The organism is Amycolatopsis azurea DSM 43854 (genome assembly GCF_001995215.1).
Classification (GTDB): domain Bacteria; phylum Actinomycetota; class Actinomycetes; order Mycobacteriales; family Pseudonocardiaceae; genus Amycolatopsis; species Amycolatopsis azurea.
This window is the reverse complement of the sequence record NZ_MUXN01000020.1, coordinates 176,956-193,778: the sequence shown is the minus strand read 5'-3', so window position 1 is coordinate 193,778 and position 16,823 is coordinate 176,956. Positions and strand designations below refer to the sequence as shown.

At 67.9% G+C, this 16,823-nt stretch carries 15 protein-coding genes, 1 tRNA gene and 1 riboswitch; of the genes, 9 read left to right on the top strand and 7 right to left on the bottom strand.

The annotated features are described in order from the left end of the window. Window positions 1-76 precede the first annotated feature (76 nt). The 5 genes from B0293_RS26115 (at window position 77) to B0293_RS26095 (ending at window position 5,447) form a co-directional block, all read left to right on the top strand. Window positions 77-148, top strand: a tRNA-Gln gene (locus tag B0293_RS26115). 43 nt (window positions 149-191) lie between these two features. Then, window positions 192-1,940 carry a GGDEF domain-containing protein gene (locus B0293_RS26110; RefSeq protein ID WP_005155721.1) on the top strand — a complete coding sequence of 583 codons (1,749 nt, stop codon included), beginning with the start codon at window positions 192-194 and terminating at the stop codon, window positions 1,938-1,940. Window positions 1,941-1,984: 44 nt separating this feature from the next. Further along, entirely contained in the window at window positions 1,985-3,472 is a 1,488-nt protein-coding gene (gene glmU / locus B0293_RS26105) for a bifunctional UDP-N-acetylglucosamine diphosphorylase/glucosamine-1-phosphate N-acetyltransferase GlmU (RefSeq protein WP_005155719.1), read from the top strand. Then, complete coding sequence (locus tag B0293_RS26100) at window positions 3,469-4,449, top strand: ribose-phosphate diphosphokinase (protein WP_005155717.1); 981 nt, start codon at window positions 3,469-3,471, stop codon at window positions 4,447-4,449. The genes glmU and B0293_RS26100 overlap by 4 nt, the downstream gene beginning before the upstream one ends. Before the next feature lie 128 nt (window positions 4,450-4,577). Beyond that, the gene (locus tag B0293_RS26095; RefSeq protein WP_005155715.1) at window positions 4,578-5,447 is read left to right on the top strand and encodes a TIGR03621 family F420-dependent LLM class oxidoreductase; all 870 of its coding nucleotides are present in this window, start codon (window positions 4,578-4,580) and stop codon (window positions 5,445-5,447) included. On the opposite strand, the gene B0293_RS26090 is transcribed toward B0293_RS26095, so the two are convergent. Both B0293_RS26090 and B0293_RS26085 read right to left on the bottom strand, forming a co-directional pair. After that, complete coding sequence (locus tag B0293_RS26090; RefSeq protein WP_005155713.1) at window positions 5,441-6,058, bottom strand: NAD(P)-dependent oxidoreductase; 618 nt, start codon at window positions 6,056-6,058, stop codon at window positions 5,441-5,443. The two genes, B0293_RS26095 and B0293_RS26090, sit on opposite strands and share 7 nt — an antisense overlap. 95 nt (window positions 6,059-6,153) lie before the next feature. Continuing rightward, window positions 6,154-7,275 carry a hypothetical protein gene (locus B0293_RS26085; protein WP_039917312.1) on the bottom strand — a complete coding sequence of 374 codons (1,122 nt, stop codon included), beginning with the start codon at window positions 7,273-7,275 and terminating at the stop codon, window positions 6,154-6,156. 340 nt (window positions 7,276-7,615) lie between these two features. On the opposite strand from B0293_RS26085, the gene B0293_RS26080 reads away from it, so the two are divergent. From B0293_RS26080 to B0293_RS26065, 4 genes are all read left to right on the top strand, one after another. Further along, a complete protein-coding gene (locus B0293_RS26080; protein WP_039917310.1) occupies window positions 7,616-8,221 on the top strand; it encodes a 50S ribosomal protein L25/general stress protein Ctc in 606 nt (201 codons plus the stop codon). 10 nt (window positions 8,222-8,231) lie between these two features. Continuing rightward, on the top strand, window positions 8,232-8,828 hold the full coding sequence (gene pth / locus B0293_RS26075; RefSeq protein ID WP_005155698.1) for an aminoacyl-tRNA hydrolase: 597 nt from the start codon (window positions 8,232-8,234) through the stop codon (window positions 8,826-8,828). A 159-nt stretch (window positions 8,829-8,987) separates the two neighbouring features. Continuing rightward, window positions 8,988-9,347, top strand: a complete 360-nt coding sequence (locus tag B0293_RS26070) for a DivIVA domain-containing protein (RefSeq protein ID WP_005155692.1) — start codon at window positions 8,988-8,990, stop codon at window positions 9,345-9,347. After that, entirely contained in the window at window positions 9,347-9,676 is a 330-nt protein-coding gene (locus B0293_RS26065; RefSeq protein ID WP_005155683.1) for a DivIVA domain-containing protein, read from the top strand. The genes B0293_RS26070 and B0293_RS26065 overlap by 1 nt, the downstream gene beginning before the upstream one ends. A gap of 62 nt (window positions 9,677-9,738) precedes the next feature. Here the strand turns inward: B0293_RS26065 and B0293_RS26060 are convergent, their stop codons facing one another. The 5 genes from B0293_RS26060 to rsmA form a co-directional block, all read right to left on the bottom strand. Further along, on the bottom strand, window positions 9,739-11,430 hold the full coding sequence (locus B0293_RS26060) for a fatty acyl-AMP ligase (RefSeq protein ID WP_039917307.1): 1,692 nt from the start codon (window positions 11,428-11,430) through the stop codon (window positions 9,739-9,741). A 51-nt stretch (window positions 11,431-11,481) separates the two neighbouring features. Continuing rightward, window positions 11,482-13,254, bottom strand: a complete 1,773-nt coding sequence (locus tag B0293_RS26055; RefSeq protein ID WP_005155679.1) for an ABC-F family ATP-binding cassette domain-containing protein — start codon at window positions 13,252-13,254, stop codon at window positions 11,482-11,484. A 68-nt stretch (window positions 13,255-13,322) separates the two neighbouring features. Beyond that, a complete protein-coding gene (locus B0293_RS26050) occupies window positions 13,323-14,288 on the bottom strand; it encodes a 4-(cytidine 5'-diphospho)-2-C-methyl-D-erythritol kinase (protein WP_005155678.1) in 966 nt (321 codons plus the stop codon). 122 nt (window positions 14,289-14,410) lie between these two features. Beyond that, window positions 14,411-15,421 (bottom strand): methionine ABC transporter ATP-binding protein, encoded by a 1,011-nt coding sequence (locus B0293_RS26045; protein WP_005155675.1) that lies wholly within the window; start codon window positions 15,419-15,421, stop codon window positions 14,411-14,413. 211 nt (window positions 15,422-15,632) lie between these two features. After that, a riboswitch (SAM riboswitch) is annotated at window positions 15,633-15,723 on the bottom strand. Between the two features lie 246 nt (window positions 15,724-15,969). Beyond that, window positions 15,970-16,806, bottom strand: coding sequence for a 16S rRNA (adenine(1518)-N(6)/adenine(1519)-N(6))-dimethyltransferase RsmA (gene rsmA, locus B0293_RS26040; RefSeq protein WP_005155673.1), 837 nt, complete (start codon window positions 16,804-16,806; stop codon window positions 15,970-15,972). Between the last annotated feature and the right edge of the window lie 17 nt (window positions 16,807-16,823).

Below are 16,823 nucleotides of genomic sequence, written 5' to 3'. Positions count from 1 at the left end.
TGGAGTGCCCGCGATGGCGAGGCAACCCCCGGGCGCACGGGGAGGTCCCCGGCATGGCTATCCTGACCAGGATCGATCCGCCGTAGTGTAATCGGCAGCACTTCAGATTTTGGTTCTGACAGTTCAGGTTCGAATCCTGGCGGCGGAGCAGACGAACAGATGACCAGCGGCGTTTTCAACGGTGGGGGTGTGTGCGGCTGACCGAGGACGCGACGAACAGTGGCAGGCGGCCGGCGCTTGCGGAGATGTCCGACGCCTGGCTCTACGGTCGCGCGCGCGAACTCGGGGCGGCCATACAGCGCGTCAGCTTCGCCGAGCAGCTGGACATCGTCACCAGCCTCGACGAGCTCCTCGACGAAACGCAGCGCCGCGGCGAACCCCTGCTGGTCGCCCAGCTGCTGCGGTACTCCGCGATGGCCAGGCTGGTCACCCGCGGCCTCGCCGCCGAAGCCGAACCCAGGCTCGACGAGATGCTCGCGCACACCAGGCGGCACGGTCTCGCGCTGATGCGGGCCGACGCGCACGCCATGCGCGGCCGTCGCCTGGTGATCGCCAAGCAGGAGGACGCCGCCCTCACCGAAATCGCCAGGGCACTGGCCATCCTCGACGACTCCGCCGTCCCGGACCGGCAGGTCGGCAGGCGCAACTGGGACCGGATGCTGTCCACGACCCTGGTCGACTGCTGGCTGGTACTGAACCAGCTGGGCGTCTACGAGGCGGCCGAGGAGGCCATCGCCCGCGCCGCACAGGCGATCCGCGACAGCGCGAGCCCGCACGAGATCGCGCTCCAGCTGATCAACCGGGTCAAGATGCTGCTGGGCTGGGGCCTGCGGCTCGAACGCATCGAGCGGTACGACGAGGGAGCGGACAAGTTCCGCACCGCGGCTTCGATGGCGCAGGCCGCCGAAGGCCCGTTCACCGAGTCGCTGTTCCCGCGCAAGGCCAACCTTCCCGCGATCGACCAGGTCGGCGTGCTCGCCGCGGCCGCCGCGCTGGCGTCGCCCGATTCGTCGCATATCGACCGGCTGAACTCGCTGCTGAACCCGGAACTGGTGTTCCCGCACGAACGCGAGATCATCGCCATCGCGCTGGCCCGCTGCCTGGACAACGATGGCCGCCGCGAGGACGCGCTGCAGGTGCTCAAAGAGGTCCGCGAAGACAACGAGGACGGCTCGCTGCCGTCGATGCGGCTGAACCTCGCCCGTGAACTGGCCAGGCTCGACACCACCCCGGACTACGCGTCCGGGGCGAGCCAGTCGCTGATCGACTACGCGACCATCCTGGAGACGGAGATGTGGTCGCTGCGGGAATCGCAGATCGCCACGCTCAACGCGCGCCGGGAGCACGAACGCCTGTCCGCCGAGCACGGCGCGATCACCCAGCAGGCCCTGCAGGACCCGCTCACCGGGCTGCCGAACCGGCGCGCGCTCGACGAAAAGCTCCGTTCGCTGGCGTCGTCCGCGGACGCCCAGCCGCTCGCGGTCGCGCTGGTCGACCTCGACGGTTTCAAGGACGTCAACGACAAGCAGTCGCACGCCGAAGGTGACAACGTGCTCCGTGTCATCGCGAGCACGCTGCGCGACGCCCTGCGCGGCGACGACGTCGTCGCGCGATACGGCGGGGACGAGTTCATCGTGCTTCTACCTGGGGCTCCAGCTTCGGCGGCGAAGCAGGCGCTGGGTCGTTCTGTGAATGCCGTCGCATCTCTGCCGCACCACCTTTCGCACGGCGTCACCCTCTCCGTCGGCCTCGTCTCGCTCCGCCCGCAGGAGCGCGCCGAACAGGTCCTGGCACGCGCCGATGCGGCCATGTACCAGGCGAAACGCGGCGGCGGGAACCAGGTTTCGTCGGTGAACTCGATGGCCATCGATCCGGTGACCGGATGGCCCGGTGAGGATGCTCCGACCGACCCCGCGTGGGACGCCGAGCAGCCCACGTAGGATCAATGCCCGACAACCACCGTTGGTGAAATGTTGGGAGTGCCGTGACCGGCCCGCTGAGCACGTTGATCCTCGCCGCGGGTGAGGGCACCCGCATGCGCTCGTCCACCCCGAAGGTGCTGCACCCGATCGCCGGCCGTCCTCTGGTCGAGCACGCGGTCCGGGCCGCCGCGGGGCTGAGCCCGGAACACCTGGTCGTGGTGATCGGCCACGGCCGCGAGTCGGTCGGCGCGAAGCTGGCGAAGGTCGGGGAGGCGCTCGGGCGCGAGGTCGTCACGGCCGTCCAGGAGGAACAGAAGGGCACCGGGCACGCCGTCTCGTGCGCGCTCTCGGCGCTGCCCGACGGGCTGACCGGCACCGTCGTCGTCAGCTACGGCGACGTCCCGCTGCTCGACACCGAAACGCTCGCTTCCCTGGTCGCCGAGCACACCTCGACCGGCAACGCGGTCACCGTGCTGACCGCCGTCGTCGAGAACCCGACCGGCTACGGCCGGATCATCCGCGACGAAAGCGGCGTCGTCACCTCGATCGTCGAGCAGAAGGACGCCACCCCCGAACAGCACGAAATCGCCGAAATCAACTCCGGCGTTTACGCGTTCGACGCCTCCGTGCTGCTCGACGGGCTTTCGAAACTTTCGACCGACAACGCGCAAGGCGAGCTCTACCTCACCGACGTCCTCGGCATCGCCCGCGGCGACGGCAAGGGTGTCGGCGCGCTGGTCATCGACGACCCGTGGGTGACCGAAGGCGTCAACGACCGTGTTCAGCTCTCCGTCCTCGGCGCGGAACTGAACCGGCGGATCGTCCGCGGCTGGCAGCGATCGGGCGTCACCGTCGTCGACCCGGCCAGCACCTGGATCGACGCGGGCGTGACCTTGTCGCGCGACGTCGTCCTCGAGCCCGGCGTGCAGCTGAAGGGTTCGACGTCGGTCGGCGAGGGCGCGCAGATCGGCCCCGACAGCACTTTGGAGAACGTCTCCGTCGGCGCGGGCGCGTCGGTGGTGCGGACGCACGGTTCCGATTCGGAACTGGGCGACGGCGTGAAGGTCGGCCCGTTCACCTACCTGCGTCCCGGCACCAAGCTGGGGACCAAGGGCAAGCTCGGCGCTTTCGTCGAGACGAAGAACGCGGACATCGGCGCCGGAACTAAGGTTCCGCACCTGACCTACGTCGGCGACGCGACCATCGGCGAGAACAGCAACATCGGGTGCTCCAGCGTCTTCGTCAACTACGACGGTGTGAACAAGCACCACACCACCATCGGCTCCCATGTGCGGCTCGGCGCGGACAACACGTTCGTCGCCCCGGTGAACATCGGCGACGGCGCCTACAGTGGGGCGGGCACCGTGATCAGGCAAGACGTGCCCCCGGGCGCGCTCGCCGTGTCCACCGGGCCGCAGCGCAACATCGAAGACTGGGTGACCCGGCGCAGGCCGGGCACCCCCGCGGCGGAAGCAGCTTCCGCCGCGAAGCAGGACACCACCGCCGTGTCCGATTCAGCCAAGGGAAACGACGGGGAGTCGCCAGCATGAGCTCGAAGTCCGGAACACCGAAGAAGAACCTGATGCTCTTCTCCGGGCGCGCCCACCCGGAACTCGCGGAGGAGGTGGCCAAGCACCTCAACGTGTCGGTCGTCCCGCAGACCGCGCACAACTTCGCCAACGGGGAGATCTTCGTCCGGTTCAACGAATCGGTGCGCGGGACCGACGCGTTCGTGATCCAGAGCCACCCGGCGCCCATCAACGAGTGGGTGATGGAGCAGCTGATCATGGTGGACGCGCTCAAGCGCGCGAGCGCCAAGCGGATCACCGTGATCATGCCGTTCTACCCGTACGCGCGGCAGGACAAGAAGCACAAGGGCCGCGAGCCGATCTCCGCGCGCCTGATCGCGGACCTGTTCAAGACCGCGGGCGCCGACCGGATCATGACGGTCGACCTGCACACCGCGCAGATCCAGGGCTTCTTCGACGGTCCCGTCGACCACCTGCTCGCGCAGAACGTGCTGGCCGCGCACATCAACAAGACCTACCAGGACGAGAACATCACCGTCGTCTCGCCGGACTCGGGCCGCGTGCGGCTGGCCGAGAAGTGGGCGGCGCAGCTGGGTGACCGGCCGATCGCCTTCATCCACAAGACCCGCGACCCGGACAAGCCGAACCAGGCCGTCGCGAACCGCGTCGTCGGCAAGGTCCGCGGTCAGCTGTGCGTGCTGATCGACGACATGATCGACACCGGCGGCACGATCGTGAAGGCCACCGAGGCCCTGCTCGACGAAGGCGCGTCCGACGTCGTCATCGCCTCGACGCACGGCATCCTGTCCGACCCCGCCACCGAGCGGCTGTCGAACTGCAAGGCGCGCGAGGTGATCGTCACCAACACGCTGCCGATCCCCGAGGAGAAGCGGTTCCCGGGGCTGACCGTGCTGTCCATCGCGCCGCTGCTGGCGCAGGCCATCCAGCAGGTCTTCGAGGACGGGTCGGTCACGTCCCTCTTCGACGGCAACGCCTGATCCCAGCGAAGCAAGGGACCTTTGCTCTCGCTCTCTTTCGGAGAGTGACAGCAAAGGTCCCTTGCTCTGTTTTCGGCTCCTCGCGAAACGACGCGCGCCCGGCCACCCGGCGTGGCTAGGTTCCGTCCATGGGGAAATTCAAGTTCGGTGTGAACCTGTGGGGCGCCGAGAGCCGCGAAGACTGGGTCGCGAAGTGCCTCCGCGTCGAGGCCCTCGGCTACGACGTCATCTCCGTGCCCGACCATCTCGGACCGGGACGGAACGCGCCCTTTCCGGCACTGACCATGGCCGCGGCCGTGACCCGGCGGCCACGCGTCGGCACTCTCGTCTCCAACGTGCCTTTCTACAACTTCGCGCTCTTCGCCCGCGAAGTCGCCACGACGGTGAAGATGACGGGCGACCGGCTGGACCTCGGGCTCGGCTCCGGCCACATGAAATCGGAATTCGACGGCGCCGGCCTGCCGTGGATCCCGGCCAAGGAACGCATCGAGTACCTCGCCGAGAGCCTTGACCACCTGCGCGAACACTTCACTGAAGAAGGGGTCACGCCTCCGCCATTGCTCCTCGCGGGCAACAGCGACGGCGTGCTCTCCCTCGCCGCCAGGAAAGCCGACATCACCGGCTTCTCGGGTCTTCGCCAGGCGCCGGGGAAACCGCCGGGCACTTTCCAGCTCGACGACGCCGAGCGCATGGACGAACGCGTCGCCTTCTTCCGCTCACACGCGAACGGCCGCGACCCCGAACTGAACCTGCTCGTCCAGCGGGTCGTCGTCACCGACGACCGGCGCGCGGCCGCCGAGTCCTGGCGTGCGGAAGACCCGGACGGCCTCGACGTGGACAAGCTGCTCGAAACGCCACAGTTGCTTTTCGGGACCGTCGACGAGATCGTCCGGCAACTCCAGGAGCGCCGCGAACGATACGGCTTCTCCTACGTCACGGTGTTCCAGCCGATGCTGGAAACGTTCGCACCGATCGTGAAGGAACTGTCCGGTCAGTAGGCGACGCAGAAACGCTGACGGCGGCGCTGCGGCTTGTCGATCTCGTCGACGAACGCGATCGCGTAGTCGGCGCCGCTGATCTTCGACCCGCCGTTCTCGTCGGTCAGGAGCACGTCGCCGCCGAGCCGGAAGTCACCGGTCCGCTCACCCTCGGCCCATGCGCCGAACTCGGCGGCAGGGCTGAGGTAGAACCAGTCGACGTCCTCGGGAAGCTTCCGGAACGCTTCCAGCACCTCGGCGTGCGCCCCCGCTTCGCCCTTGTACTCGTCCGGGAACTCGGGGGTGTCGATCAGCCGCGGCCCGTCCTCGGCCACGCGCAGGCTGCCGGCGCCGCCGACCACGCCGATCCGCGCGCCGTTGTCCTTCGCGACCCGGGCGATCGACGGCACCGCGTCGAGCAAGCCGCTCTGCCCGTGAACCGCGATCACCAGGACGTCGGCGCCCTTGGCGACCTCGGCGAGGAAGGCCTCGTCGTAGAGCGACCCCGCCTTGGTCCCCTCGCCTTCGGCGTTCCTCGACACCACCAGGACCTCATGACCGCGTCCACGCGCTTCCCCGGTGATCTTCCCGCCCGCGTATCCGGTTCCTCCGAACACAACCAACTTCGCCATCGCGTTCTCCCTTTTCGTCGGTGACGACACCGATGCTAAGAACGCAAGATCGACTACTTCAACGTATGTAACGCACCCGTGGGTGAGCGTGCAGGTCAGCCGCCCAGCGTGGCGAACTCGGACTTGAGCTTTTCGCGAAGGCCGTTCACGTCGACCGGGACCCGGACCTCGCCACGGGCCACCGGCTTCGCCTGCACCTGGTAGCTGGCGTTCCGATTCGGCAGTTTGAACTTGACCTCACAGGACATGCTGGTCGTGGTGTCCGGCGCCGCGTTGGCGTCCGCCGTGCAGCTCTGCGCTCCGAGCGACTGGGCGGAGAAGTCGACGGTCAGCGTCAGGCGCACGGGTGTCCCGTTCGCTCCGCCGATGACGGTGTTGGCGACGTCGATGGTCGCCCGGCAGGTTCCGACGAAGTCCGTGCAGTCCAGTTTGTCGCCGACCACGCTGACACTGACCTGGGTGAGCGCGTCGAACGGCTGCCCGACCCCGCCGATCGCGCCGTCCAGATCGGTCTGGAGTTTCTTGATCGCGTCCCCGGCGAGAGGCTCGACCCGCAGTTCGGCGCCGAGCGTCTTGCCGCCCGCCGCGTCGACGAGGGAAGGCGCGAAACTGACGACACGGTGCGGTGCGGAGGTGGTCACCCTCAGCGTCCCGAGCCCGCTCCCGACGTCGTACACCTCGGTCCCGTCGGGCAGCTTCGACCGGACCGGATCCGTCAGCCGGTTCATCGCGGCCACCGCGGTCCGGAGGGTCGACGCGGCCTTGCGCGGGTTGAGCACCTCGACGGCGTTCACCGGCAGGTCCGAGCTGTCGGTGCGGACCCAGTTGGTGCCGTACTGCTCGCTGTTGCCGAGCCCGTGCGCCTTCCAGTACTCCGGCGTCGCCGAAAGGTACAGCTGCTTGTCGGCCGAAACGACCTGGATGGTCTGGCCGTCGACCGGCAAGGCACCCTGCGCGCTGCCGTTACGGGTGATCCGGAACTGCAATTCGGCGGGATTGCCGGAGGCATCCTTGATTGTCGACTTGTAGACAACCGCAGGTGCCTGTTCCAGCTCTTTCAGCGCGCTCTCGACAGCGCCGCGCTGCTCATCGCGCCGATCCACCCGCTGCTGCTCAGCGGGCGAAATCCCCGCCGCCCCATCGACCTCGACGTCGCAACCGGCCACGAGGCAACACAAGACGGCGATCACACCGATCCCCAACCGTCGTGCCGGCATGCCGCCCCCTTCGTCTCACGTGCGAGGAGATCACACCTTAGAAAAGGGGTCACGCACCACCGCATCCGCGGGTTCCCGAAGCAGCTGTCACCGACTTGTCACCTGAACGAGCCACCCGGCGGGACCCTTGCCCGACCGGTTGGTCTACACTTTCCCGGTCTCGGCGAGGCGGGTTCCGTGAGCACCTGGTGCCCGACGTGATCGACGCGGCGGCTTGAGTGGCCACACGCGATCGAGCACGCCTGTGGAATTCGCCGCCGAACACCAGAACCGCCCCGAACCATCCCCACCTCAGCATGCTTTCGCTGAACATGTTGGTGAATTGAAGGAGTGCTACACCGTGTCCGAGGTAACCCTGTCCGTCGAGCCCCGCACCGAATTCGGCAAGGGTGCCGCGCGTCGCACGCGTCGTGCCGGCAAGATCCCCGCGGTGCTGTACGGGCACGGTTCGGAGCCGCGTCACTATGCCCTGCCCGCCCTGGAGTTCGCCCGCGTCGTGCGTGAGAACGGCAGCAACGCCGTTATCACCCTCGAGCTCGAGGGCAAGAGCGAGCTGGCACTGACGAAGACCATCGTCGTCCACCCGCTGAAGAACTACATCGAGCACGTCGACCTGCTGGTCGTCATCCGCGGCGAGAAGGTCACCGTCGACATCCCCGTCGTCGTCACCGGCACCCCCGGCCCCGGCACCCTGGTCACCACCGACCTCGACGCCATCCAGATCGAGGTCGAGGCGCTGCACATCCCCGAGCAGGTCGAGGTCTCGGTCGAGGGCGTCGCCGCCGGCACCCAGATCAACGCCTCGGACGTCGTCCTGCCGAAGGGCGCTTCGCTGGTCACCGACCCCGAAGCCCTGGTCGTCGCCGTGAACGAGGCGCCGTCCGAGTCCTCGCTCGAGGGCGACGAGGGCGAGGCGGCCGAGGCCCCCGCCGAGGACGCCGAATAAAGTCACTCGTGTGACTGACGCAGTACTTCCCGGGGCCGGCGAGCAGATCCTGCTCGCCGGCCTCGGCAATCCCGGTCCCCAATACGCCGGCAACCGGCACAACGTCGGCTTCATGGTGCTCGACGAACTGGCCGGCCGTGTCGGCGGCAAGTTCAAAGCCCACAAGAGCGGCGCCGAAGTCCTCGAAGGCAGGCTCTCGGGGCAGCGGGTGGTCCTGGTCAAACCACGCTCGTACATGAACCTCTCAGGCGGCCCTGTCGTGGGTGCGGCCCGATTCTTCAAGATCCCCCCGGCCGGTGTCGTGGTCGTCCACGACGAGCTGGACGTCGACTTCGGGGCGCTCAAGATGAAACTGGGCGGCGGCGACAACGGTCACAACGGCCTCCGCTCGATCACCAAATCACTCGGCACGAAGGACTACTACCGCGTCCGTTTCGGCGTCGGCCGCCCGCCCGGGCGGCAGGATCCGGCGGATTTCGTGCTGAAAGACTTCTCGACGGTCGAACGCAAGGAACTCGCTTTCGAGATCGATCGCTGCGCCGACGCGGTTGAAGCGCTGATCAGCACTGGCCTCGTCGCAGCTCAGAACACCTTCCACGCTGGGTGAACCCGCTCACATGGCGGTGCGTTACACCTCGTCACTCGAAGGCGTTTCACCACGCCCCTGATCGAGTCGTGGAATAGCTCGAGCTCTTCCGGGGAACTCTCAAACCCGTTAGGACGGAATGCGGAGATCGCATTCCCCACCGAAACCGGAGAGAGTTTCATGTCGTTTACGGCCGAAGACATCACCGGCGCCACTTTCCCGAACGCCCCGATCGGGCGCCGCGGATACGCCAAGCACGAGGTCGACGCGTTCCTGGAACGGATCGCGGACACGATCTCGGACCGGGACGACCTGACGGCCGCCGAGGTCCACCACGTCATGTTCTCGCGTCCGCTGATCGGGAAGCGCGGCTACGACGAACGCGAAGTCGACGAGTTCCTCGACAAGATCGAAGAGCAGCTCGCCCACCGGACCGGACAGCAGGTGCTCAGCGTGCCCGGCGCACGCAAAGAGGGCCAGGCGACCGCCGAACGCTCCGTCCCGGACCGCGGTCCCGCCGAGTTCCTGCGGGAGCGCTAGTGCCCGTCACCGCGTTCGAGGCGAGAACCAGGCAGTTCGACCGTGCGCCGATCGGTGCGCGGGGCTATCACGAACCCGCGGTCGACGCGTTCCTCGAGCGGGTCGCGGCGACGCTCGACGGCGACGACGACCTGTCCGTTTCGGACGTCCACAACGTGGCGTTCGCCAAAGCGCCGCTCTCGAAGAGAGGCTACGACCCGACAGCCGTCGACGCGTTCCTCCGGGACGTGGAGGGCACGCTGGCCGGGCTCTCGCGGTCCGCCGACTACTACATAGCGCCCGCCTTGGAACACACCCATACCCGTAAGCCGCTCTGGCGACGCCGCTGACCCCCGGGAGGTGCCGCGCAAAGAGCCGGGTCCGCGACATCCGCGGACCCGGCTCTTTCGTGTCAGCTGGTCGCCGCGTTCTTGGCGATCTTGTCCGCGAACTGGGTGGCGGTCGCGGCCCGCTTCACCTTGCCCGAAGGCGTCTTGGGCAGGCTTCCCGCCGGAAGCACCACCACCGCGTAAGGCCGCATGTCGACCGCGCCGCGGACCTTGGCCGCGACCTCCTTCGCCAGCGCCTTCTCCGTCTCCGGGTCCCCGGCGAGTTTCGATTCGACCACGACGGCGAACCGCTCCCGGCGACTGCCGGCGTCGATCCGCACGGCCACGGCGTTTCCGGCCCGGACGCCCTCGACCGAGGTGGCCGCCCGTTCGATATCGGTCGGGTACAGGTTCCGGCCGCCCATGATGATGACGTCCTTGCGGCGGCCACAGATCACGATCATGCCGTCGACCAGGTAACCGAGGTCTCCGGTGAGCAGCCAGCCGTTCTCGTCCTGGGTCGCGAGCGGACCTTCCATGGTCAGGTACCCCGGCGTCACGGCCTCGCCGCGCAGCCGGATCTCTCCGACCTGACGTTCTCCGAGCACCGTGCCCTTGTCGTCGATGATCTCGGCCTCGAGCCCGTCGAGCGGCGGCCCGAGCACCGCGAAGGATCGGACTTCGTCGGTTCCATGCCGCGGGTCGCCCTCGGGGACCGGCACCGCGCGGTTGTCCGCCTCAAGCGCGTCGGCTTCGACGACGTCCAGCGTCAGTCCGGTGAAGAGCGGCGCGAACGAAACCGCGAGAGTCGCCTCCGCCATGCCGTAAGCCGGGAAGACACATTCCGCGGGCATCTTGAACCTTGCCCCGGCCTCGACGAACGTCTGGACGGCCGTCTCGTCGATCGGCTCGGCGCCGTTCAGCGCGATCCGCAGCTTCGAGAGGTCGTACGCGTCGTCGTCCTCGACACGGGCCATCCGCCTGCCCACGATCGCGTACGCGAAGTTCGGCGCGGCCGTGGTCGTGCCGTTGTACTTGCTGATCAGCTGCGGCCAGATCAACGGCCCCGACAGGAACTCGAGCGGCGTGATCTTGACGAGTTCGACGCCGAACGTCATCGGGACCGTCAGGAAGCCGACCATCCCCATGTCGTGGAAGGTGGGCAGCCACGAAACCATCACGTCGACGTCGAAATCGAACTCGGCGCGTTCGACCATCGCCTTGACGTTCGAGTACAGGTTTCCGTAAGTGATCCGTACGGCTTTCGGGTCGGCCGTCGACCCACTGGTCAGCTGTAGGAGCGCGGTGTCGGACTCGGCCGTCGTCACGGGCTCCGCCAGCGGCTCGGCCTCGAGCAGTTCGGTGATCACCTGGAAGGCGATGCCGTGCTCGGTGAGCACCGGCCCCAGCTGGTCGAACGGCTCACCGAGCAGAACCAGACCGGAACCGATCATCCGCAGCACGCGAACGGTGTCCTCGGCCCATTCGGCGAGGTCGGTGCGCTGGGTCGGCTGGTGCAGCATCGTCACGCTGCCACCGGCGAGCCACACCGCCTGCACCGTCGGCGCGATCAGCGACGGCGCCGCCGCCAGGACCGCGACGGCCTTGCCGGGCTCGAGCCCGGCCGTCACCAGGCCTCCGGCGACCCGCTTGGCCTGCTCGTGGATCTCGGCCCAGGTACGCCGAACCGGCTCCTTGGGCTCCCCGGTAACCATTCCCCGCTGCTGACCTCGCCCCGCCGCGGTGGCGACGAGCGTGTCCACGAACCGACTCATGCGCGTCACATTACTGTCCGCGCTGAAAGATCCGCTCGCCGTCGAGTGAACTCATTCGATCGCTTCGGAGGTCTCGAGCCATTGGGCCTCGACCTCCTCCTTCTCCGTTTCGACGGCCTTCAGCTCGGTGTTGAGCTCGATGAGCTTCGTCGGATCGGTCGCCGCGGCGAGCAGCGCAGCGTGCAGCTTCTCCTCTTTCGCGTGCAGCTGGTCGAGCTTGCGTTCGAGACGGGACAGTTCCTTCTGCGCAGCCCGCTGTTCAGCGGCGCTCTTCTTGGGCGCGGAGGCCTGCCCGTTGCCTGGCTTCCGCTCACCGCCGGCCTTCTCGAGGCTCTTGGCGCGCCGATCCAGGTACTCCTCGATACCGCCCGGCAGATGGGTCACCTGCCCGTCCCCGAACAAGGCGACGATGGTGTCGCAGACGCGTTCCACCAGGTACCGGTCGTGCGAAACGACGACAAGACTGCCCGGCCACGAATCCAGCAGATCTTCCAGCTGCTGCAAGGTGTCGATGTCGAGATCGTTCGTCGGTTCGTCGAGCAGCAGCACGTTGGGCTCGGCCATCAGGAGCCGGCACAGCTGCAGACGGCGCCGTTCACCGCCGGAAAGGTCTTCGACGGGCGTCCACTGCCTCGCCTGCGGGAACCCCAGCTTCTCGGCCAGCTGTGAAGCGGAAAGCTCTTGCTTGCCGAACACGACCCGTCCTGAGACCTCTTCGATCGCCTGCAGCACGCGCAGGTCACCCGGCAGATCATCGAGCTCCTGCCGCAGGTGTGCGAGGCTGACCGTCTTGCCCTGGATGCGCCGCCCCGTCTCAGGCTCCTTGTCACCCCCGAGCAGTTTGAGCAGCGTCGTCTTGCCCGATCCGTTGACGCCGACCAGGCCGATCCGGTCGCCGGGCCCGATCCGCCACGTGACGTGGTCGAGCAGGGTGCGGTCGCCGACGGTCAACGTGGCGTCTTCGACCTCCAGCACGGTCTTGCCCAGCCGCCGGCGGGCGAAGGCCTGTAGTTCGACCGAATCACGCGGCTCCGGCACGTCGGAGATCAAGGCCTCCGCCGCCTCGACGCGGTAGCGCGGCTTCGAGGTCCTGGCCTGCGGTCCGCGACGCAGCCATGCCAGTTCCTTGCGTGCCAGGTTCTGTCGCTTCTCTTCGGCCGTCGCCGCCAGCCTCGCCCGCTCGGCCCGCGCGAAGATCCAGTCGGCGTAGCCACCTTCGTATTGCTCGACTCGACCGTTGGTGACTTCCCAGGTCACGCTCGCGACCGTGTCGAGGAACCACCGGTCGTGGGTGACCACCACGACCGCGATCTTGCGGTTGAGCAGATGATCCGCGAGCCAGCGCACACCTTCGACGTCGAGGTGGTTGGTCGGCTCGTCGAGGACCACGAGGTCCAGTTCGCCGGTGAGGGCGGCCGCCAGCGCCACCCTGCGACGTTCGCCACCGGACAGGTTCGCCGTCGCCTTTTCGAGGCCGAGAGCGGTGACCCCCAGACCATCCATAATGGACCGGACACGCGCGTCAGCGGCCCACTCGTGCTCCGCACCGTAGCGCTCCAGCACGACGTCGCCGACCGTGCTGCCTTCCGGGAGCTCGGTCCGCTGGGTGACCACGGCCATCCGCAAGCCGCGGACTTGGCTCACCCGGCCCGTGTCCGGCTCGCTGATCCCCGCGAGGACCTCCAGCAGAGTCGTCTTCCCGCCACCGTTGAGACCGACGACGCCGATGCGCTGCCCCTCCGCGACACCGAGCGAAACACCGTCGAGCAGCGGGCGCACCCCGAAGGACTTGCTCACCGACTCCAGGTTGACCAAGTTGGCCATGCCTTAGCCGATCCTTTCCCAAAAAGCTTGCACCACAACGAATTAGTCGATGTCCATTCCGGACACCCTCACGCGTGAACCCTGGGCGGCGCCGGCCGCGGCGCGTCGTCCCCGCCCACCAGCCTGGCCCCGGGAACAGGCCCGTGCGCGACGCGAACCGTGCGACAGACCCCCGCCCCGGACAATTCCGCGGCGACCTCGACGGCCGTCTGGGCGTCCGCGCACAGGAAGGCGCAGGTCGGTCCTGACCCGGACACGGTGCCGGCGAGCGCTCCCGCGTTGACTCCCGCTCGCAGCGTGCGTCGCAGTCCCGGACGGAGCGAAACAGCGGCCGCCTGCAAGTCGTTGCCGAGAAGCAATGCCAGCTGCCGCGGGTCACCGGACGCGAGCGCCTCGACCACCGGAGTGTGCGAACCGATCCGCGGCGGGTTGCCCTCTTCACGCAATCTGTCCAGTTCCCCGAACACCCGCGGCGTCGAAAGACCACGCTGGTCGAAGGCCAGGACCCAATGGAACGTATGCCTGGACAGCACTGGCACCAGCTGTTCGCCCCGGCCGGTACCCAACGCCGTCCCGCCGTAGAGCGCGAAAGGAACGTCACTACCGAGCTTCGCGGCGATACCCGCCAGTTCGTCCCGGGAGATGTCGAGCTTCCAAAGCGACGCGAGCCCCACCAGTGTCGCGGCCGCGTCCGCGCTGCCACCGGCCATCCCGCCCGCTACCGGGATGCCTTTGCGAAGCACCACCCGGACCTTGGACTCACCGTCCGCCTTGCCGACGTGAGCCGCCAGAGCCTGTGCCGCCTTCCAGGCGAGATTGTTGGCCCCCGTCGGTACGGAACCTTCCCCCTCGCCATAGACCTCGACACCGGGGTCTTCGGTGACCGCGACGGTCACCTCGTCGGTCAGGGAAAGCGCCTGGAACACGGTCACCAGCTCGTGGTAGCCGTCTGGGCGTACGTCACCGACCGACAGGTGCAGGTTGACCTTGGCGGGAACCCTGACGGTTACTGGAGGCGGTACGACGGCGAGCACGACTCAAGCCTACGTGGCCGCTCCACTTGTGCCGTCACCAGGAGAAAAGAGAACAGGACGAGTCAGACATGAACGGGCCGCCCCGGACGGTTTCAGTCCTGGGCGGCCCGTTCATGGAGAAATCAGGCAGCGACGCCCTGCGGTCCGCGGACCGGGTGGGTCACGTGGCCGCCGCGTTCGGCGATCCAAGCGAGGGCGGCGTCCGCGCGCTCGCCGCGCACACCGAGGCGGAACCGGCCGACCGGCGTGTCGCCGATCCGGGTCAGGCCGCCCCCGATGGTGGCGAGTTCGACGTCGAAGCGGCCGGCTGCCTCGGGCAGCAGCGCGCCGACCGAAGCGAAACCGACCAGCACGACATCCACCGCGCGGTCGTACTTCGAAGCCTGCGCCCGGCCGGTCTCGATCGAGGGCAGCAGCGACTGCGCGGTCCGACTGTTCGGGTCGGAGATCAAGTCGAGCACCGATCCGCGTTCGACGATCGCCCCGGCTTCGAGGACTGCGACGTCGTCGCAGACACGACGGACGACACCGGCGTCGGGAGTGGTGAGCAGCACGGTGACCCCGAGCTCGGCCCGCGCCCGGTCGAGCACGGTCAGGACCGCGCCGGACTCCTCGGGCTGCACACCCGAGGTCGGGTCGTCGGCCAAGAGCACGGACGGTCCGGCGGCCAAGGCCTTGGCGATGGCGACTCGGCGCAGCTGTCCCTCGGACAGTTCACCCGGCCGCTGGCCTGCTCGCGGGGTGAGCCCGACCAGATCGAGCAGGTTGCCGACCCGGTTGCGGCGCTGCGGCCCGTCGAGGCCGAGCTGCTCGAGCGGCGACGCGATGTTGCCGGCGATGGTGCGCTCGGCGAGCAACTCCGGCTTGGTGCTCACGACACCGACCTGGCGGCGGATCTCGCGCAGACGGCGTCCGTCGAGGGTCCCGGTGTTGAGGCCGTCGAGGCGGACGACACCCCGGTCGGGGCGCTCCTGAAGCCCGATGCAACGAGCGAGCGTCGACTTGCCGGAGCCAGCCGGACCGACGACTCCGAACAGCGAGCCGGCCTGGATGTCCACGCTCACATCGCGCAGGGCGACGACGGGATTTCCGTTGAGGGGAAAGGACTTGGACAGGTTTTCGACAGTGATCACGAAAGGCTCCATGCAAATGGGGCGCTGCTTCTTTCGAGCGCGCCAACCGTCACCGAGTGACCGTCCGAACGGACGGGATTCAGAGGTAAGGGAAAAAGACTCAGGCAGTAACGGTGGAGCGTCGACACGCACTTACCGTGCGGCGACCTTCATCGACGACACGTCGCCTGGTCAGCAGGAGCGGGTGGGTGACCCTGTTCATTAGGCACAGCCTCCATCGGTCCTGGCGGTAGCACCTGCCCTGTGGAGGGTGGTTGCTGCGACTTCGGCGAGCCAGGTCTCTCAGTCGCTCGGGATGGCTCACTGAGTAAAACCGATCCCACTGGATGAAAGCAAGCGCGTAGGCGCAGATCACACGTCTGGTCGCGTCCAGCATACAGGATCGGCTGCCCATATTTTGAGACAGCGATGGATGCTTTTGCGTTATGGCGAGCCACTGCCTGCGAAGACAGGTGTGGATCATGCAGATCCAGAAGAGGATTACGCAGTCGTGCTGACATACGCCTGGACCGCCTCAGCGCGGTGCCGGTCACACCTGCGACAGGTGGTCAGCCCGCCGCGGCGGCGATCCGGGCGAACTGATGAACATCCAGCTGCTCTCCACGGGTCTTGGGGTCGATACCCGCCTTCTCGAGCAACTCCCCCGCGCGTTCGGCGGAACCCGCCCATGACGCCAACGCCGCACGCAAGGTCTTCCGACGCTGCGAGAAGGCGGCGTCGACAACCGCGAACAACCGCTCCCGCTCCACGGACGACACCACGTCGCCCCTTTCGAAAGCGACCAGCGCGGAGTCCACGTTCGGAACAGGCCAGAAGACCGCGCGGGGCACCGCCGCGACTTTTCGCGCCTTGCCGTACCACGCGAGCTTGACGCTGGGCACGCCGTAAGTCCGGCTCCCCGGACCGGCCGCCATCCGGTCCGCGACCTCGGTCTGGACCATTACGAGACCGCTGGTCAGCGACGGCAATTCGGCGAGCAGGTGAAGCACGACGGGAACGGCGACGTTGTAGGGCAGATTCGCGACGAGCGCGGTCGGCCGCGCGGGCAGATCGTCCGCCGTGATCCGCAGAGCGTCCGCCCCGACGACCTTCAGCCTTTCGGCTCCGCCCCGTTCGGCCACGGTGTCCGGTAGCCGCCCGGCCAGCACGGGATCGATTTCGACCGCGACGACCTCGGCTCCGGTCGCGAGCAGCCCGAGGGTCAACGAGCCGAGGCCCGGCCCGACTTCCAGCACGACGTCGCCCTCGCCGATCCCCGAGAGGTCGACGATGCGGCGCACCGTGTTGGGATCGTGCACGAAATTCTGGCCGAGCTTTTTGGTCGGACGCACGTCCAGCTCGGCCGCCAGCGCCCTGATCTCCGCAGGCCCGAGCAGTTCAGTCACCCGACGATCGTAGCCAG